At 52.9% G+C, this 18,915-nt stretch carries 19 protein-coding genes; 10 read left to right on the top strand and 9 right to left on the bottom strand.

Annotated features, from left to right (window positions below; all coding sequences use genetic code 11):
• Positions 1–2 precede the first annotated feature (2 nt).
• The gene (locus PsW64_RS10105) at positions 3–983 is read right to left on the bottom strand and encodes an ArgK/MeaB family GTPase (protein WP_208980700.1); all 981 of its coding nucleotides are present in this window, start codon (positions 981–983) and stop codon (positions 3–5) included.
• 8 nt (positions 984–991) lie between these two features.
• Entirely contained in the window at positions 992–3,664 is a 2,673-nt protein-coding gene (gene ppdK, locus PsW64_RS10100) for a pyruvate, phosphate dikinase (RefSeq protein ID WP_063303502.1), read from the bottom strand.
• A gap of 326 nt (positions 3,665–3,990) precedes the next feature.
• On the opposite strand from ppdK, the gene PsW64_RS10095 reads away from it, so the two are divergent.
• The 4 genes from PsW64_RS10095 to PsW64_RS10080 all read left to right on the top strand — a co-directional run bounded on the left by PsW64_RS10095 (position 3,991) and on the right by PsW64_RS10080 (position 9,000).
• Complete coding sequence (locus PsW64_RS10095; protein WP_063303501.1) at positions 3,991–5,808, top strand: tetratricopeptide repeat protein; 1,818 nt, start codon at positions 3,991–3,993, stop codon at positions 5,806–5,808.
• 22 nt (positions 5,809–5,830) lie between these two features.
• Positions 5,831–6,712, top strand: coding sequence for a 4-(cytidine 5'-diphospho)-2-C-methyl-D-erythritol kinase (locus PsW64_RS10090; protein WP_063303584.1), 882 nt, complete (start codon positions 5,831–5,833; stop codon positions 6,710–6,712).
• Positions 6,713–7,117: 405 nt separating this feature from the next.
• Entirely contained in the window at positions 7,118–8,578 is a 1,461-nt protein-coding gene (locus PsW64_RS10085; protein WP_063303500.1) for a catalase, read from the top strand.
• Positions 8,579–8,679: 101 nt separating this feature from the next.
• Positions 8,680–9,000, top strand: a complete 321-nt coding sequence (locus PsW64_RS10080) for a hypothetical protein (protein WP_208980698.1) — start codon at positions 8,680–8,682, stop codon at positions 8,998–9,000.
• Positions 9,001–9,216: 216 nt separating this feature from the next.
• On the opposite strand, the gene PsW64_RS10075 is transcribed toward PsW64_RS10080, so the two are convergent.
• Positions 9,217–10,230: a polyprenyl synthetase family protein gene (locus PsW64_RS10075; RefSeq protein WP_063303499.1), complete on the bottom strand. Its 1,014-nt coding sequence runs from the start codon at positions 10,228–10,230 to the stop codon at positions 9,217–9,219.
• 195 nt (positions 10,231–10,425) lie between these two features.
• On the opposite strand from PsW64_RS10075, the gene PsW64_RS10070 reads away from it, so the two are divergent.
• The 5 genes from PsW64_RS10070 to PsW64_RS10050 all read left to right on the top strand — a co-directional run bounded on the left by PsW64_RS10070 (position 10,426) and on the right by PsW64_RS10050 (position 14,273).
• A complete protein-coding gene (locus tag PsW64_RS10070; protein ID WP_057462549.1) occupies positions 10,426–10,650 on the top strand; it encodes a putative signal transducing protein in 225 nt (74 codons plus the stop codon).
• 91 nt (positions 10,651–10,741) lie between these two features.
• Positions 10,742–11,545, top strand: a complete 804-nt coding sequence (locus PsW64_RS10065; RefSeq protein ID WP_063303498.1) for a tRNA1(Val) (adenine(37)-N6)-methyltransferase — start codon at positions 10,742–10,744, stop codon at positions 11,543–11,545.
• A gap of 115 nt (positions 11,546–11,660) precedes the next feature.
• The gene (locus PsW64_RS10060) at positions 11,661–12,620 is read left to right on the top strand and encodes an AAA family ATPase (RefSeq protein WP_063303497.1); all 960 of its coding nucleotides are present in this window, start codon (positions 11,661–11,663) and stop codon (positions 12,618–12,620) included.
• Between the two features lie 9 nt (positions 12,621–12,629).
• On the top strand, positions 12,630–13,871 hold the full coding sequence (locus tag PsW64_RS10055; RefSeq protein ID WP_063303496.1) for a vWA domain-containing protein: 1,242 nt from the start codon (positions 12,630–12,632) through the stop codon (positions 13,869–13,871).
• Between the two features lie 72 nt (positions 13,872–13,943).
• Positions 13,944–14,273 carry a hypothetical protein gene (locus PsW64_RS10050; protein WP_057462552.1) on the top strand — a complete coding sequence of 110 codons (330 nt, stop codon included), beginning with the start codon at positions 13,944–13,946 and terminating at the stop codon, positions 14,271–14,273.
• A gap of 78 nt (positions 14,274–14,351) precedes the next feature.
• Here the strand turns inward: PsW64_RS10050 and PsW64_RS10045 are convergent, their stop codons facing one another.
• Positions 14,352–14,732: a tautomerase family protein gene (locus PsW64_RS10045; protein WP_057462553.1), complete on the bottom strand. Its 381-nt coding sequence runs from the start codon at positions 14,730–14,732 to the stop codon at positions 14,352–14,354.
• 95 nt (positions 14,733–14,827) lie between these two features.
• On the opposite strand from PsW64_RS10045, the gene PsW64_RS10040 reads away from it, so the two are divergent.
• Positions 14,828–15,685: a LysR family transcriptional regulator gene (locus PsW64_RS10040; RefSeq protein ID WP_063303495.1), complete on the top strand. Its 858-nt coding sequence runs from the start codon at positions 14,828–14,830 to the stop codon at positions 15,683–15,685.
• 11 nt (positions 15,686–15,696) lie between these two features.
• Here PsW64_RS10040 and PsW64_RS10035 read toward each other — a convergent pair whose 3' ends face one another.
• The 5 genes from PsW64_RS10035 to PsW64_RS10015 all read right to left on the bottom strand — a co-directional run bounded on the left by PsW64_RS10035 (position 15,697) and on the right by PsW64_RS10015 (position 18,783).
• Positions 15,697–16,302, bottom strand: coding sequence for an AprI/Inh family metalloprotease inhibitor (locus PsW64_RS10035; RefSeq protein WP_057462554.1), 606 nt, complete (start codon positions 16,300–16,302; stop codon positions 15,697–15,699).
• Positions 16,303–16,352: 50 nt separating this feature from the next.
• Entirely contained in the window at positions 16,353–16,796 is a 444-nt protein-coding gene (locus PsW64_RS10030) for an AprI/Inh family metalloprotease inhibitor (RefSeq protein ID WP_057462555.1), read from the bottom strand.
• 312 nt (positions 16,797–17,108) lie between these two features.
• Positions 17,109–17,579 carry an SRPBCC family protein gene (locus tag PsW64_RS10025; RefSeq protein WP_208980697.1) on the bottom strand — a complete coding sequence of 157 codons (471 nt, stop codon included), beginning with the start codon at positions 17,577–17,579 and terminating at the stop codon, positions 17,109–17,111.
• 157 nt (positions 17,580–17,736) lie between these two features.
• Positions 17,737–18,291: a hypothetical protein gene (locus tag PsW64_RS10020; protein WP_063303494.1), complete on the bottom strand. Its 555-nt coding sequence runs from the start codon at positions 18,289–18,291 to the stop codon at positions 17,737–17,739.
• Positions 18,292–18,297: 6 nt separating this feature from the next.
• The gene (locus PsW64_RS10015) at positions 18,298–18,783 is read right to left on the bottom strand and encodes a lysozyme inhibitor LprI family protein (RefSeq protein ID WP_063303493.1); all 486 of its coding nucleotides are present in this window, start codon (positions 18,781–18,783) and stop codon (positions 18,298–18,300) included.
• Positions 18,784–18,915: the final 132 nt, after the last annotated feature.

The raw sequence follows: 18,915 nt of genomic DNA, 5'->3' as shown, positions 1-18,915 counted from the left end.
ATTTAGTTCTCAGAAAAACTCTTCCAGAACGCAGCAAATGTCTCGCTGGTTTCCTGCTTGAAAGCAAAAGGCCGCTTGGCCGCTTCCTCCCAGCGCACACCGGAATTTTTCAGCACAGCAACACCCTGTTGTCCAAACTGCATCTTAAGCTGGTCAACAAGCCAGGCCTTCACCTGATCACGACGTTGAACCGCAAGACCACCATTATCGTGCAGCACAGAGTGATGTCTGTCGCTGGCCTCAATCAGCTCACTAAGGCCCCTGTTGTCCATTGCACTCAGCATCAACACAGGAACCTTCCAGTCCCCTCTCTTCGCACTCAAGCTCATGGCACCTTCCACATCCGCACGAGCACGGCTGGCAACGTCCCCCATATCAGCCTTGGTCACGCAGATAATGTCCGGCAGCTCCATGATACCCGCCTTCATGAACTGAAGGCTGTCACCAGATCCCGGCTGAATACAAAGCACGCAGGTATCAGCCACAAGAGCCACATCTGCCTCAGATTGGCCAATACCGACACTCTCCACGATCACCCGGTCCATCACAGCCCGCATCAGGATCACCGCAGCAATAGCATGCTCAGAGAGCCCACCAAGCCGGTCCCGCGCCGCCATGGAACGCACAAAAATCTTCTGATCTTCCGGATCTGTTGAAAGTCGTGTCCGGTCACCCAACAACGATCCACCAGTCACCTGAGAGGAGGGATCAACCGCAATCACACCAACGCTTTTTTCCGCGCTGCGGTATTCCGAAATCATTGCATTTGTCAGGGTAGATTTCCCAACGCCGGGAGGTCCGGTCAGCGCGATCACACGCGCGATTGGGTTTTGCAACGCCTCATCCAGCAAAGAGATCAGCTGAGGATGCCCCTCATAACTCTCGATAGCGCTGAGCAAACGTGCAAGAGCTGGCTTGCCGCCAGCTCTCAAGTCTTCCAGATTGGCAGGAGCCGACCGAGGCCAGCTCCTCCCCTTTTTCACAAAGCCACTCACCCCTTGTTCCGCTGTGCCAGCACTGCCTGAGCAGCAGCAAGACGCGCAACAGGAACACGGAATGGAGAACAGGACACGTAATTCAAACCAACAGTTTCGCAGAAGGCGATGGAGGCTGGATCACCCCCATGTTCTCCGCAAATACCAAGTTTGATATCAGCTTTCGTCTTACGGCCATTCGTGGCTGCAAGCTTCACCAACTGGCCAACGCCGTCCACATCCAATGAGACGAACGGATCCTTCTCCATCACCTTCCGCTCCTGGTACTTGCCCAGGAAGGACGCGGCATCATCACGAGAAATACCAAAGGTGGTTTGCGTCAGATCGTTGGTGCCAAAAGAAAAGAACTCGGCAGACGCGGCAATCTCTTCAGAAAGCAGCGCGGCCCGTGGCAACTCAATCATGGTTCCAACAGAGTACTCAGGCTTTTCGCCCAGCTCCTTGGCCACAACTGCCGCTGTACCGTCAATGCTCTCGCGAACAATATCCAGCTCGCTCTTCAAGCCAACCAGCGGCACCATAATTTCAGGTACCACCTTGCGACCATGACGCTTGGAAACGTCAAGAGCGGCTTCAAAGATCGCCCGTGCCTGCATCTCTGCAATTTCTGGATAGGAAATCAGCAAACGGCAACCACGATTGCCGAGCATCGGATTGAACTCTTCCAGCTCTTCCGCACGCTCACGCAATTCTTCCGGATCAATGTCCATCTGCTTGGCAACCTCAGCAATGTCCTCTTCCGTCTTAGGAAGGAATTCATGCAATGGCGGATCAAGCAAACGAATGGTGACCGGACGATCAACCATCAGCTCAAAGATATCGATAAAGTCCTGACGCTGGATCGGAAGCAACTTCGCAAGCGCAGCTTTGCGCTCTTTCACTGTGTCAGACAAGATCATTTCACGCACCGCAAGGATACGTTCGCCTTCAAAGAACATGTGCTCGGTACGGCACAGGCCAATACCTTCAGCCCCAAAAGAAAGCGCAACCTTCACATCAGCAGGTGTTTCTGCATTGGTGCGAATGTTCATGCGACGAATGTTATCAGCCCATTCCATCAGCTTTTTGAAGTCACCGGAAAGCTCAGGCTCCTGCATTTGGACCTTGCCAGCAAGCACCTGGCCATTGCCGCCATCAATGGTGATTGTATCACCCTTGCCAAAGCTGCGACCGTCAACCGTCATGGTCTCATTACGGGCATCAACACGAATGGTTCCAGCGCCAGCAACACAAGGTTTACCCATACCGCGTGCAACAACAGCCGCGTGACTGGTCATTCCGCCACGTGTTGTCAAAATGCCTTCCGCAGCATGCATGCCGTGAATGTCTTCAGGGCTGGTCTCGGTACGAACCAGAATAACAGAGCGGCCATTGGCCTTTTCTGTTTCAGCATCGTCAGAGTTGAACACGATCGCACCGCAGGCAGCACCCGGAGAAGCTGGCAGACCAACAGTCAGCTCATCCCGTTCGCTGGCAGGATCAATGGTCGGGTGCAGCAGCTGGTCCAGAGAAGACGGTGCAATGCTCGCAACGGCTTCTTCTTTGGTGATCAGGCCGCTCTCAGCCATATCAACCGCAATCTTCAGCGCAGCTTTCAGCGTCCGCTTGCCGTTACGGGTCTGAAGCATCCAAAGCTTGCCGTGCTCAACGGTAAACTCCAGATCCTGCATGTCGCGGTAATGGGTCTCCAACCTGTCACAAACAGCCTGGAACTCCGCAAACACCTCAGGCATGGTCGCTTCAAGAGATGGTTTTTCGGAATGCGCCTCAATGCGGGCTTTCTCGGTGATATCCTGCGGCGTACGAATACCCGCAACAACATCTTCACCCTGCGCGTTGATGAGAAACTCACCATAAAGCGCGTTTTCACCAGTGGACGGGTTACGGGTAAAGGCAACACCAGTCGCAGAGTTTTCGCCTGTGTTACCAAACACCATCGCCTGCACGTTTACTGCAGTGCCCCAGTCCTCTGGGATTTCATGCAGGGCGCGGTAAGTCTTGGCCCGTGGGATCATCCAGCTCTTGAACACGGCACCAACGGCACCCCAAAGCTGCTCTTCAGGATCCTCAGGGAAAGGACGACCAAGCTCTTCTTCAACCTTGTCCTTATAAGCCGCGACAATCTGTTTCCAGTCGTCGCCGGTCAGGTCAGTATCAAGGTAGTAGTCGTGCTCGTCCTTGAAATCTTCCAGAATTTCTTCGAAGTGATCGTGGTCTACGTCCAGCACCACATCAGAGTACATCTGGATGAAACGACGATAGCTGTCATAAGCAAACCGATCATCGTTTGCATCTTTGGCCAGCGCTTCAACAGTCCGGTCATTGAGACCCAGATTCAGAACCGTATCCATCATACCCGGCATGGAAACACGGGCACCGGAACGCACAGACAACAGCAGCGGTTTGGACGTGCTGTTGAACTTACGCTCTGTCAGCTGTTCAACAGCCGCAATGGCAGCATGAACCTGCTCTTTGAGCTCGGAAGGATACTGCTGACCTTCATCATAATAGTGCGTGCAAACTTGCGTTGTAATGGTAAAGCCGGGAGGGACAGGCAATCCTAGTCTGCTCATCTCGGCAAGGTTTGCACCCTTACCGCCCAGCAGCTCCTTCATAGAAGCATCGCCCTCGGTTTTGTTTTCTCCAAAGATGTAGACCCACTTGGTCATAACACCCCCCTTTATTGAGTGAGACGACAACCAATCTCACTTGGAATTGCACCACTGCCCACTATCTGCAATGAACAGGGTCATTATAGCAAGAGACTCAGACCTCGACCTTAGTGTTATTGCGTAAATACTTCTGAATTCTTGAGAAATATCAATATACTTACTTATCCGCAGATACTTGAAAAAATGTAGGTTCAATTGAAAGAATGTTCGGATACACTTAACAACATGCGGTGAGTTATCCGGCTGCTATAAAAACGCCATTCTTCGCTACTAACAGATTGATGTAATATTGAGTCGCAATCGGCTCTCAATGAGAGACATATATGACCCTGACAAGCTATTTTGCGCTGTTCCGCTCCAATTCTGCTTCTGCTCAGAACAATGGCCGTATGACCTATCATTCTGTTAATAAAAACAGATTCTCAAAAAGGGCCTTAATGGCCTCAGCGCTGGCGCTTGTTATGGTGAGTTCACCACTTGTTCCCGCTCAAAGCGCGAAGGCAAACTCCCAGTCCTTACCGGCTGCAAGCTCTCTGTCAGGAAGTTACCTGTCAGGCAGAAGCGCCCTTCTCGCTCAGGATCTGGCCGCCGCGTCCAACTATTTCACCTCAGCTCTGCACGGTGACCCGGATAATTTTTATATTCTCGACCGCGCATTTGTCACATCACTGGCAAACGGCAATGTCGAAAAAGCGCTCCCTCTGGCAAACCGCATTCTGGAAGAAGACAACGAGCACTTCCTTGCACAGCTGGCCGTTGCCGCGCAGCGCATTCATGAAGGTGACTTCACCACCGAACTGCCAGATGCCGTCACGCAAAACGTCAACCCACTGTCCCGTCTGAGCTTCGCTCTTGTTTCAGCCTGGGTCAAAGCGGGTCAGGGCAAAACAGATGAGGCCATCGCAGATCTGACAAGCACCACCGGCGCCAAGTGGTTTGACCTCTTCATCAATTTCAATGCGGGCCTGCTGGCTGAATACAACAACAATCCGCATCAGGCCGCCGAGTTTTATAAGGCAGCCTACGAGATTGACCGCGGTGCCCTGCGCAACGCCATATCCTACACCCGCATGCTCGCCGCCTCCGGCAGACAGCAGGAAGCGCTGGACATCGTTGCCGAATATGAGCAACTCATTCCAGAACATCCGCTTCTTGTCACACTGAGAGAGAAGATTGAGAGCGGCGAGGTTATTGAATCCGTCGCCAAATCACCAGCTGAAGGGCTGGCGGAAGCCCTGCACGGTCTCGGCATCGCAGTCAGCAAAGAAGGCGAAGAGCTCTCCGCAAATTACCTGCAACTCGCCGCCTACCTCAATCCGAAGAACGATTCAGCCCTGATTGGTCTGGCCTCATTGTTTGAGCAGCTTGGCGACAACGAGCGCGCCATTGAGTACCTATCAGCGGTGTCAGACGGCTCCCCAATGAAACGCGAAGCTGAAATCCAGATTGCGCTTCATTACAACATTCTGGATAATCTGGAAGAAGCCCGCGCCCATCTTGAAAAGCTGGTGGAATCCGATCCGAGTGACATAGAGGCCATCACCTCTTTGGGCAACGTGCTGCGCGGCCATTCTCTCTTTGAAGAAGCAGAAACCTCCTACAATCAGGGCCTGGATACCCTCAGCGAAATTCAGGCAAACCACTGGACGATCCTGTATTTCCGCGGCATCACCCGCGAACGTCAGGACAAGTGGGACGCTGCTGAAGAAGACTTCCGCGAAGCTTTGACCCTCAAGCCTGAACAGCCAATGATCCTGAACTACCTCGGCTACTCCCTGGTAGATCGCGGTCTGAAGCTGGATGAAGCGCAGAAGATGATTGAGCGCGCTGTTCGCCTGCGTCCAACTGATGGATACATCGTCGACAGCCTCGGCTGGGTTTACTATCGCCTGGGCCGTTATGAAGAAGCAGCCGAAAAGCTGGAACGCGCTGTCGCTCTGCGTCCGCATGATCCAATCATCAACGATCATTTGGGCGATGCATACTGGCAAGTTGGTCGCAAACTGGAAGCCCGCTACAAGTGGAACCACGCCCGCGACCTTGAGCCAGAACCAGAAGACCTGAAGCGCATTCTCGATAAGATCGAAAATGGCATGGAAGACGCCGTTCCGGTCGTCGCAAGCTCTGCAGACAACAAATAGCTCATAACACGATCATATTATGATGACTTTGGAAGATACAAAGGCAGCACGGGTTGAGGAATTAGCCCGTGCCAAGGTGAACCTTGCCCTCCACATCACCGGTCAACGGGAAGACGGCTACCACATGCTCGACAGCCTTGTGGTGTTCCCTGAAATCGGCGACCAGATCTCGGTTGAACCAGCCCCAGACCTTTCACTCCAGATCACTGGAGAGTTCTCTGCGAAGATACAGGGCGATCCTGCTGACAATCTGGTCATCAAAGCCGCAAACATGCTCGCAGAACACCTGCCCTCTGCATCAGGAGTTCAGATAGAGCTCGAGAAATCGCTCCCCGTTGCAGCAGGCATCGGTGGCGGATCCGCAGATGCAGCCGCAACCCTGCGCGCGCTCACGAGGATCTGGGGCGTGTCTCCGTCTCCAACAGATCTTGCCAAACTTGCCCTAAGTCTCGGCGCTGATGTGCCGATGTGTCTGGATGAAAAGCCTGCCCGCATTCGTGGTATAGGGGAGATTATCGAACCGCTGACAGATCTCCCATCTGGCGCGATCGTTCTGGTCAATCCATTGATTGAGGTCTCCACCCCAGCCATTTTCCACGCACTGGAAAAGAAAAACAACACCCCGCTGCCGGAAATACCGGAAGAGTTCGAGAGCATGAAAGCCCTCGCCAACTGGCTCAAATCCTGCCGCAACGACCTGCAAAAACCAGCTATCTCACAGGCACCAGAAATCTCTGAGGTCCTCGACCTTCTGGCCTCCCAGCCAGATACCCTCCTCGCCCGCATGTCCGGCTCCGGCGCCACCTGCTTTGCCCTCGTTGAAACCCTAGAAGCCGCCCAAGCCATAGCCTCCCACTTGCAGGAAGCTAAAGGAAACTGGTGGATCAAGGCGGCACGGGTTTAGGCTGAGCGTGGAAACCAAACTTATGTGCATCCAGGCTTTGCCATAAGTCTCTTTTTAAAAGCCATCTATGCTGCCAAGCGGTTCCACGATGGGGGCTAACCTCCCCATCTTTTCACCCAGAGCAGACACGCCTTTACCCTTCACAGATTACCCCGATCATTCAGAAGCCGAGGACAGTCTGCTGTGATCCGGTTTGCCTTGCAATTTTGCCTTCAATCCAAAGTTGTCCTCACATACACACCACAACAACTAGCTAAATTCCCAGGGGTAAACTCCTGATCTACCGTATCTTTTCAGCCGATGTTACAACATCATCAAGACAAGTTATGACTCAATAAGTTTATTTGATTTTGATTTTCTCCGCTCTGAAATCATCCTTCAGGCATAATAATATGCGGAGAGAATATGACTAATCAGCCCAAGTTGACCACTGCTTTTGGTTCCCCCGTCCCCGACAATCAGAACATTCAAACTGCAGGCCCCCGCGGTCCAGCTCTGCTGCAGGATGTTTGGTTCCTCGAAAAAATGGCCCACTTTGATCGTGAGGTTATTCCTGAGCGCAGAATGCATGCCAAAGGTTCTGGCGCTTATGGAACGTTCACAACAACCAATGACATCACCAAGTTCACTCGCGCTAAGATATTTTCCGAAGTTGGCAAAAAATCCGATTTATTTATGCGTTTCTCGACAGTGGCAGGAGAACGTGGCGCAGCTGATGCAGAACGGGATATTCGCGGCTTCGCCATCAAGTTCTACACTGAGGAAGGCAATTGGGATCTGGTGGGCAACAACACACCAGTCTTCTTTCTCCGCGATCCGCTAAAGTTTCCAGATCTGAACCATGCAGTAAAACGAGATCCGCGCACCAACATGCGCAGTGCGGATAACAACTGGGATTTCTGGACGAACCTGCCTGAAGCTCTGCACCAGGTCACGATCGTCATGTCAGACCGCGGCATTCCGGCGACTTATCGCCATATGCATGGATTTGGCAGTCATACTTATAGCTTCATCAATGCTGATAACGAGCGTTATTGGGTTAAGTTCCACTTTGAAACCCAACAAGGTATCAAAAACCTGACAGATGAAGAAGCCGCTCAAATCGTTGCAAATGATCGCGAAAGTCACCAGCGAGATCTTTATGACAGCATTGAGAATGACGAATTTCCGAAATGGACACTGTCAGTCCAGATTATGCCAGAAAAAGAGGCCGGCAATTATCACATCAACCCGTTTGATCTAACCAAAGTCTGGCCTAAGTCCGACTACCCGTTGATCGAAGTTGGCGTGCTTGAACTGAACCGAAATCCTGAGAACTACTACGCTGAAGTTGAGCAGGCTTCATTTGCGCCTTCTACAATTGTGCCCGGCGTCAGTTTCTCTCCCGACAAAATGCTTCAGGGTCGCCTGTTCTCTTATGGGGATGCTGCGCGGTATCGTCTTGGAGTTAATCACTCGCAAATCCCGGTCAATGCACCGCGCTGCCCATTCCATTCCTATCACCGCGACGGAGCCATGAGAGTTGATGGCAACAACGGTTCACGTATCGGATATGAGCCGAACATGTTTGGCGAATGGCAACAGCAACCAGATTTCTCCGAGCCACCACTCTCAATAGAAGGAGCTGCGGGTCATTGGGACCATCGGGAGGATGAAGATTACTACTCTCAGCCTGGCGCTCTTTTCCGCTCAATGAATGCAGATCAGAAAGAAGCTCTGTTTGCAAACACAGCCCGCTCGCTTAGCCCCGCACGTATCGAAATCCAACACCGTCATGTCCGCAACTGTTACCGCGCGGACCCTGCTTACGGCACAGGTGTTGCAGCTGCGCTCAACATCAGTATTGCAGATGTAAAAGACATCTAAATTACATTGATAACCAAAGATCAGGGGCTCTGCCAAAGCCGACCAACCAATAAAGGCCCCTGATCCACAATTGCCGAAGTACATTCTAAGGGGAAAATTCAATGGATTTCAAAGGTAACGATACCCGTATCAATCGACGCACGCTTATAACACGCGGTTCCACGATGGCTGTCGCCACAGGAGCATCTGTCGTTGCAAGCAACGCCTGGAGTGCAAGCAAGAACGAGGAAGACTTAAGCGCCAAAATCCTTCAGGTCATATCGGAGCTTGAAGCAGAAACAAATTCTGAGCTCGCAGCTATTACCTGGTCCAGACAACATATCGCGAACAGATTGCGGGCATCACTTAATTTGCCTATTGAGCAGGAAGAGTACAACAAGAATTATCGGGATTATTACGACCACAAGCTGCAAAAGGTATGATTTAAAGTAGCTTTTTCAATGCACTGCTGCACTTTTATTTTCAAACGAGCAGCAGTGCGAACTCCTACTTTATTTAGATTTTTTACTCAAGGCACGCCTTCAACGCCTGCCATCACTTTACCCTTGGTACACAAGTCTCACTCCCAGTACAGCCAACAAAAAAGCGCCGGGCATTTCTGCTGCGGCGCTTTTCAATTTCTTCGAACTGCTCTCTGATTAGCTCACACGGGCAATACAGAAGTCGACGGCTTCTTTCAGCGCCTGCTTGGCAGGACCGTCTGGCAGGCTGGTCAGAGCTTCAATTGCAGATGCACCATAATCACGCGCTTTTTGAACCGTATCAGCCAGAGCGCCAGTGTCGTTCAGCAGCTTGATGGCATGATCCAGATCGCCGTCTTTGATGTCTCCATCTTCCAGACAACGTTTCCAGAACGCCTTGTCCTCATCGCTGCCACGCTCCATCGCGTAGATGACAGGCAGTGTGATCTTGCCTTCGTGGAAGTCGTCACCAACGTCCTTGCCAAGATCAACAGTCGCTCCGCCATAATCCAGCGCATCATCAACAAGCTGGAAGGCATAACCAAGCTCTAGCCCGAACTTGCGTGCAGCAGCACGCATCTCGTCACCTTTATCGGCAATCTCCGGGCTCACTTCGCACGCAGCTGCAAACAGAGCGGCTGTTTTAGCCTCAATCACCCGCAGGTACATCTCAAAGGTCGTGGTGGTATCCTGAGCGACGCCCAGCTGAAGCACTTCACCTTCAGCAATGATTGCGGAGGCTTCAGACAGAATGCGCAGCGCTTCCAGAGAGTGCACATCAACCATCATCTTGAAAGCCTGACCAAGCAGATAGTCACCCACCAGCACACTGGCCTGGTTGCCCCAAAGCTTGCGAGCAGCCAGCTTACCGCGGCGCATATCGCTTTCATCGACAACATCATCATGCAGCAGAGTTGCCGTATGCATAAACTCTACAGATGCTGCAAGGATGACATGTCCCTCGCCTTCGTAGCCAAACATCTGTGCAAACGCCAGTGTCAGCATCGGGCGCAAACGCTTCCCACCTGAATCAATCAGATGGCGCGCAATTTCCGGGATCAGCTCAACATTAGAACCGGCTTTGGAGAGGATCAGCTCGTTCACCTTCTCCATGTCACCTGAAACGAGCTCTACGAGCCCCTGAATTCCAGCTGGTTTGGCTGTCTGAGATTGAAGACCAACAACGCCCACGGGATACCTCTATTTTGATTCCAACGGGACAATAGGTTGGTAGATAGTCTCGGGCAAGCTTTAGTAAGAATTTGCTGCCAATAAAGTAGTGTCGAAGGGATAATTTACCAATCACAATTAGTTTTTTTCACAATACCAACCCTAACCTGCATACTTTCTGGCAAAATAGGCAACTCTCTTCAAGAGGACACCATCGTGGAAGAACTCATCAGAACAACAGATCCCGTCCTCATCTCGCATCTTGAAGCCCTGCTGGGAGATGCCGAGATCATCTACTTTGTCGCTGACACCAACATGAGCATACTGGACGGCTCCCTTGGCTTTTTGCCGCGCCGGATCATGGTGGAAGCAGACCGTATGGATGAAGCTTGTCAACTTATGCGTGATGCTGACCTGGGACACTACCTAAAAGACGCGTGAAAACTTCTCTTTAGATAAACAATAGGGATTGCATGAAAACCGGCAGCCTGTATCAGTGCGTTATTGCGACTTTTCTTGATCCGGCGCCGCCATGACCAACCCTGAAACACCTCAATCTCAGCAGCAAACCACCAGGGACAAGTTCCTCGGCGGTAAAGTCATGGTTGAGCAACCTGCAAAAGGCCGTCATAGAGCGGGGCTTGATGCCGTCTATCTGGCCGCATCCCTGCCGCAAAGCACCACAGGCACGCTTTATGATTTGGGCACTGGCGTCGGCACTGCAGCTTTTTGCGCCGCCCACCGCCTGCCAAACATCAAAGCCGTCGGCGTTGAAGTTGACCCCGTCACCGCAGCGCTGGCCCGCAAAGGCCTGTCCCTGCCGGAAAACGAAAGTTTTGCTGACCGCGTCTCCATTCTGGAATCCAACCTCACCGCAAAGGGCAGCATTCGCCACCAAAGCGGCCTTGGCTCTTCCATCGCGGATCATGTGATCATGAACCCGCCCTACTACGACAGTACCCGCTTTCGCGTCACCCCGAAGTCAGACCGTGCGCCAGCCCACGCGCTGGATGAACGCGGCATCGAGCCGTGGATCAAAACCGCGAAAGATCTGCTGAAGGACGGTGGAACACTCTCCATCATCTTCAGAGCAGATGGCCTGCAAGACCTCCTCGACCCCATGCAACGCCGTTTCGGTGCCATTGATATCATCCCGATCCGCCCTACTGCAGACGCACCAGCCACCCGCATCATTGTCCGCGCAGTGGCCGCCAGCAAAGCCCCACTCCAGATCCTGCCGGGCTTCACCCTGCATGAAGAAGCAGGCGGCACCTTCACACAGCAAGCCACCACCATCATGCGCGATGGCATGGGCCTTGGCCTCACAAATCGTTGAGCAACACGGCTAACCTGCCGATAACAATCCGCTTTCAATATACGTTTTTCTCCCTATTATGATCGCAAGGCGCAAATCAAAGCGCAGCAGATGACAGGGCGGGAGCAGACTATTTATGAGCAGCAAGGTTGATCTACCAAACTCCATTGAGGAAACCCTCACGCTCTTAAGTTCTGGCGGGTATCTGGCAAATCGCGCACTCGCAACCGTGCTGCACCTGTCCCTGCGCATGAAACGCCCCCTCTTCCTCGAAGGCGAAGCTGGCGTTGGCAAAACCGAGATCGCCAAAGTCCTCTCAGCCACGCTCAACCGCCCGCTGGTCCGCTTGCAGTGTTATGAAGGGCTGGACGTGTCCTCCGCCGTCTACGAGTGGAACTATGCCGCCCAGATGGTCGAAATCCGCATGGCAGAAGCCTCCGGCAGCGTGAACCGCGAGAACCTCAACACAGCGCTCTACAGCCCTCGCTTCCTGATCAAACGTCCTGTACTACAGGCACTCGAAACCACAGAACGCGGCGCGCCTATCTTCCTGATCGATGAGCTGGACCGCACCGACGAAGCCTTCGAGGCCTTCCTGCTGGAAGTGCTGGCAGACAGTCAGGTGACGATCCCGGAGCTGGGCACCATCACCTCTGAAGAACCGCCGATCACCATCATCACCACCAACCGCACCCGCGAGATTCATGACGCTCTGAAGCGCCGCTGTCTCTACCACTGGGTTGATTACCCAACAGCAGAGCGCGAGCTGCAAATCGTGCAGACCAAACTGCCAACAGCCGCAGCAACCCTTTCCGGGCAGGTCGTCGCCTTCGTGCAAAAGCTGCGTGAGGATGACGCCCTCTTCAAAAAACCGGGTGTCGCTGAAACTCTGGATTGGGCAACCGCCCTCACAGAGCTGCAAGAAGTCGCGCTCGATCCGGAAATGGTGTCCGACACACTCGGTGTCCTGCTCAAGTATCAGGAAGACATCGACCGCATCAAAGGCTCCAGAACCCGTGCGATCCTTGACGAGATCCGAATGGAAGCCAACTCGCAGGCCACCATTGCTGGCAGCATGCCTGCTCCAACAGCATAGCCTTGCCTGATGCAGGACACGCTCGCCCCCGCTCCATCCCCGCGCCCACCCCACGGGCGCATCACCGAAAACATCGTCCACTTTGCCAGAACCCTGCGCAAAGCGGGCCTGCCTGCTGGTCCGTCTTCTGTGGTGGATGCAGTGAGCGCAGTCACCATCAACGGGATTGAAAACAAGCAGGACCTCTATTGGACCCTGCATTCTGTCTTCGTCCACAAACGCGACCAGCAACCCGTCTTCGATGAAGCCTTCCGCCTTTACTGGCAAAGCAAAGGCCTCGTTGAAAAGATGCTGGCCCTGCTGTCTCCGGTCGCGCCGGCAGGACAACGCGAGCCTGAAAAGCCACGCGCCGCTCAATCCCGTGTCGCCAATGCCTTTGAGGCCAACAAGCAGCGCGAGGCCAAAGAAACCAAACCACTGATAGAGGTAGACGCCCGCTTCACCGTCTCGGAAAAAGAAGTCCTGCAAAAGAAGGACTTCGCACAGATGACCGCCGAGGAGATTGCCGAAGCCCGCAGATCCCTCGCCCGCCTCACCATGCCAGCAGATCAGGTCCGTTCCCGTCGCTTCAAGCCCGTCCATTCGCACACTCTGGGCAAACAGGTGGATGCCAGAAGAACCATGCGCGCCACGCTAAAGGCTGGCGGCTCCATCATCGATCTCAAGCACAAAGCGCCCGCTCAGGTTCATCCACCCGTGGTCGCCCTCTGCGATATCTCGGGCAGTATGAGCCAATATTCACGCATCATGCTGCATTTCCTCCATGCTCTGTCAGAAAAGCGCAAAACCCATACCTTCCTCTTTGGCACACGGCTGACCAACATCACCCGTGCCCTGCGCATGAAGGACCCGGACGAAGCCCTCGCGGCCTGTACGGATGAGGTTGAAGACTGGTCCGGCGGCACACGCATCGCCAGCTCACTCCAAGCCTTCAACCGCACCTGGCTCAGACGCGTCTGCCACGGCGGCCCTGTGGTTCTGCTCATAACGGATGGGCTGGAACGAGAAGCCTACGACGAACTGTCCCTGGAAATGGACCGTCTCCACAGGTCTTGCAGAAGACTAATCTGGCTCAATCCGCTGCTGCGCTACGACAAGTTCGAGGCCAAAGCCCGCGGAATTCAGGCAATACTGCCGCATACCGATGAGTTTCGGGCAATCCATTCATTGGATGCGGTCAAAGATCTTTGTCTGGCGCTGAATGACAAGCGCATAAATAGTACATATGATGCGACGCAGAGATTCCTCTAGCACACATCCTGCTCAAACCTTCGGCTAGCCTGCGTGAGAACCGCAGAAAGCCCAACCTTTCTGTCAGATCCGATGACATTCAAAGTACTTCTGCACATTGTAAAAACAGTATCAGCAATCTACGCCAAGCGGTTCAACATCAACCGAGATGAGATCTGGTATCTTGCGAAACTTCAGGAAGAGCTCGGAGAGCTGACGGCAGCCCATTTGAAGGCCACCCGCCGCGGACGTTCCGGTTCAGCAACTCCAAAAGAACTGCATATGCAAAAGGAAGATGAAGCAGCAGACCTGCTGGCCCACCTTCTGCTTTATGCGGACCGCAATGATCTGGATCTGGAAAAAGCAATCCGCCGCAAATGGATGGCCCACCTTCCAGCCGAAATCATGGACAAGCAGGTCTGATACACCCACGTATCAGACGCCTCTCAGCGTTGTCACCTCCTTCATTGGCTTTCGAATTCACCGTGAAAGGCAATGGTGTCACGCGTATTGAGCAATGCCGTTGCCAAGCGACCAGTTCTCTTTTTCCACCTCAATCAGATTTATAAAGACGTCCTCTGATCGGATTTGAGGCTTATCTCCAAGTAGCTCGACAATGCGTTGAAACAGAGCCTTCTTCTGCGCGGAGCCGCGGGTGTTGTTGAGCGTAATCTGGATAAAAACCAGATCCTCACTGCGGGCAATATCAAGATATGAGCCGCCAAACCGAAAATTGGCACTGGTATGCTCTGTAATCGCCATAAACTGGTTGTCCTCTTGCGTCTCAAGCGCATCACGCATGGCATGATAAACACCATCAAAAATCGCCTGCCGGTAAACATCAGATTTTCCTGACCGCAATGAGATATGAACAAGTGGCATCAGCGTTTCCTCCTCTGGTTCGCTGAGGCAACTCTAGACGCGACTTTAATATTTGAATATACAATGACTAACTATATTAGAAATTGAAGTTCTAAATGATTGATCGTCCGCTTGATCTCGACGCAGTGCGCACATTTGTTAAAATTGCAGAACTTGGCAGCTTCACTCAGGCTGCTGAGACCATGCAGACGACCCAATCAACTGTAAGCCTGAAGCTGAAACGGCTGGAGAAGCGGTTAGGTTGCCAGCTCATAGAGCGAACCCCTCGCTACGTGCAGCTGTCTGCACAAGGCGTGACGTTTCTGGAACATGCGCGTGAACTATTAAAACAACACGACCATGCACTGGCCTCCCTCACCAATGCCCGTCAGCGATTGACCATTGGCATCAGTGATCATGTTGCAGGGCCAGAACTTCCAATGCTGATCGCCCGCATGAACGCACAGGATCCAGAACTCCTGATTGAAATACGGATTGGCTCCTCAGGCGACCTGCTGAAAAGCTTTGACCGGCAGGAACTCAACACAGTGATTGTGCGCCAGCACGAAAGCAGAGAAGATGGCAAGCTGATCGCAAATGAGAAGTTCGGCTGGTTTGCGTCGCAAGACTGGCAGCCTCGCGCCAACGAGCCCCTACCCGTTGCCACCATGCCGGAACCCTGCGGCGTGCGCGTCATGGCCGGACACCTGCTCGATCAGGCCGGCATTCCATGGAGAGAGGTCTTCGTTGGCGGCGGCGTCACTGCTGTATCAGCCGCCGTGATGGCCGGGTTGGGCGTAGCAGCTCTCGCCCGCCGTATGCTGCCAATTGGCGCAATTGATGTGGGAGAAAAGCTCGGCCTGCCTGATCTGCCCGCTTTGCCAATCATGCTGCATACAAGAGTTCGCAGCGGAAAACCGAACGAAGCGGTCACCGCACTCACCACTGCCCTCAAAAGCGCAGTGCCGGACTAAGCCTCGTTCAATTACCGCGCGATGGTGATTGGCTTGCTGTTGCTTGCCAGTTGGCCTTCCCAGCGGTTCCATTCTCTCATGCGCATACTGCCTTTGGCGCGGGAGAAGTTGTCAAACAAAACAAGCTCTTGCCCTTTCATGCGCCAGTTGGACACAAAGAACAGATCCCCATCCATGCAGTGATTGAACTTGGCAGAGTAGCCATCATCCTTAGGTTCTGTACCGAGTGTCAGCTCACAGACACGCTCATCAGAGGTCAGATAAACGGTCCAGCCGCCAACCATATCCTTCACCTGCACAATAGGCTGCGAACTGCGTTCCTCTTTCTTTCCAAGAGCTGCAGCTGCAACCACACCAGCCAGAAACGCCGTCGCAGTACCTGGATCAACAGTCGCCTGAGCTGAACTGCTTGTCGTCTTTGTGACAACAGTGCCATCCGCCTTAGTTTCCATATTACTTTGTGTGGTCTGTTCCTGCGCGACAACACTCTGGCTGGAAGCAGCATTGGCAGGCGGTTGCGCACCAGGTGTAGGCGCAGCATAGGGTCCAGCACCTCCTCCGGCACTTTGACAACCTGCAAGCGCCAGCAAACTCCCGACAACAATAAACCTCTTCATTTCATTCCCCCCAAAGAATACGCCCTAAATCTTTGTAATCTATCGTCTTGTCAGTTTCCCAGGCGAACAAGACCAAGCGCAGGGGCCCCACCCTCTTGCGCCTCCTCCCAGCGGCCATTCCCGCTTTCATGAAAGGATGCGATCACTTCATTTCTGTGATCGAACAGAACCAGAGCGTCCTGCCTCACACTCCACGCCCATACATTTGGCGTACCGGAACACACAGAACTTGCTGCATAATTTCCACCAAACTGTGCTGTTTTCAGTTGGAGTGCGCACGGGTTTTGCCCCTCACCGCGCATTACAGACCATTTGCCTGCAAGCACAACAACAGTTGCCAGATCTTCAGCCGTTTTCTGAGCACTCACAACGGTCGGTTTTGCGTTAGATTTTTTAACCGCCGCCTCAGTGAGATCAGGAGCGTCGCCGACATAGTTCGGCACACAGCCTGCCACTGCAAAACCTATTGAAATAATGAAGGTTTTGAACCGCATGAATACCCCTGATCATGCACAGACAAGCACTCAAACGCCCCACACTTGCTGCCTGCACCCACTCCACCAATTTTCCCAATATAGAAAAATTGAATTAAATTGATAATTTAACCTAGTAAATCTGAAGGTGATTTGAACAGGGCTAACTCTGAAGTATTCACTATTAAAGTGAGTTCCTCATACGCATCACAGCAGTCAACACTATGAATACATACTACATTTCAGATAATTACAAAGAGGGTGCAGCACTATACTGCGAACAGGCTGTCACCCTTCTCAGACAGGGCCACAGAAAGCATCTTCCTGAGGCAATCACGCCTCCGAGTTCTCGCGCTTTGAGCTCTCCAGATACCCTGCCAGCTGAGCCAGAGAAGCCTGCCAGCCTCCGCGCGTTGCTTCAATCATGTCCGCGCCGACCATCGACGTCACCTGTATGGTCACGCGAAGCTCGGTAGCACCTCCTTGTTCTTCCATGACAACAGCGATCAAAGAGACGCTCAACAGCATATCACTGGTTGAAACCAGCTCTGTAAACAGCAAGCAATCCGGAGCTCTGATATCATGATAGCGTGTCTCAACGCGAAACCGTAAATCGCCCTTTTGGCCGCACTGATGAATATCTAGGCCACCAACGCGAAAATCATTTTCAAGAAACTCAATAACTTCATCATCGGAAGGCACTCCCCACACCATCCGGGCTTTCGGCTCTTCCCATGCTGAGAACACATCCGCAGCAGATGCCTCCAGTACAGCACAGATCTCTATCGTGTCATGGGTAATCATCTGGCTCACAGCCCCTTTATGCCCTTGCGTAAGCAATAACCAATCCTACTCGCTTTTCTCAAAAGGGGAACCCGGTTCAAGAGTAAAGATAGGCGAAAATGAGCTTCGGTGAACGCAAGTACGCGCTAGGGGAAGTTGCACAGGACTGAAAGGCGGATCACCCTTCCTGGACAGGGCGACAAAAGGATCCGGATTCCTGGATTGCCTCAAGAGGGACCAGATTCAGCATGTACTGGTCGGCTTCCACACCTGAGTGTCCAAGCGCAACAAATTGATAGACACCATCCAGCCAGCATCCATCCTGCACAAACTCAGGCAGCTCGTAAAAGTCCAGAGAGCGCACTGCGTCCTGCGGGCCATTGTCATCAACCAGCCATTCGATAACCAGTGGTGTAGACTGCCCGGTACTGTTCTTGATCTGGGTAAGCTCCTCACGCAAAGCAGAACAATACTGTTCATCCAGATTGCCCAGCTTCACCCTTAGATGCCCCATCAGGCCATGATAGGCAGGTGGTGGAGCGGTGACACTGTAAGCAAACGGCCTCGCCTCTTCGCCGGCAGGCACGTCAACAGGCATTGCAGTCACCTCCCAACGCGGGACAGGCGTCTTGCCATCCCCTGCTTTACAAAGTGGCAGGTCAACCTGCTGGGCCGCCTCTACGGAGCCAACCCCAAAAACTGAAAAGACAATCACACATACCCATAATCTCATATGGTCCTAGTTCCCTAATGGTGTCGCAAATTCAGAAAGCTGTAGCGCCCAAAGCGCGGTTAAACGGTTGTAGCATTCCATGCCCAGAACGGGAGCAAGTGTTCCCTTCGGGTTCATGGCATACGGAATATTGCAGGTGTTGTTGCGAAAGGCCTTCCAGTTCCGACCAGCTTCAACAAGCGCGGTCTTGGTGGGCTTGTTCTCATTCCGCCTCAACTCCTTCTCAGAATTCAAAATCATCTTTTCCCAAAGGGCTGTTTCGCGCGAGTAGCATTCCCGCATACCCATGCTGGTCTGGTCCTGCAACTTCATGGCGCAATGTTCAAAGACCTTTCCAATGCACTGAACTCTGTCGTTAAACACAAGCCCCCCTTTTCGCAGGCACTCATGAAACTCCTTGATTTCTTCAGGTCGCGGCGTGTTAGGCCCCTGCGCGGCAGCAGCGCCAGAAGAACAAAGAAATCCAATCAACACCAAACATCGAATGATCATTGGGCACCTTCAATAAACAAGGCGCCAGTGTACGCGTGGAACCTTAAGCCCAACGTAGCCAATAAGAACAGAGCGCATTCAACCTTAATAGCGCTCTTCCAACCTCCCTAAACTCCAACAAAAAAGGGTCCC

It is taken from the genome of Pseudovibrio sp. W64 (genome assembly GCF_001623145.1).
In the GTDB taxonomy this organism is placed as follows: Bacteria; Pseudomonadota; Alphaproteobacteria; order Rhizobiales; family Stappiaceae; genus Pseudovibrio.
The sequence above is the reverse complement of the archived record's forward strand: the minus strand, read 5'-3'. Positions and strand labels throughout refer to the sequence as shown.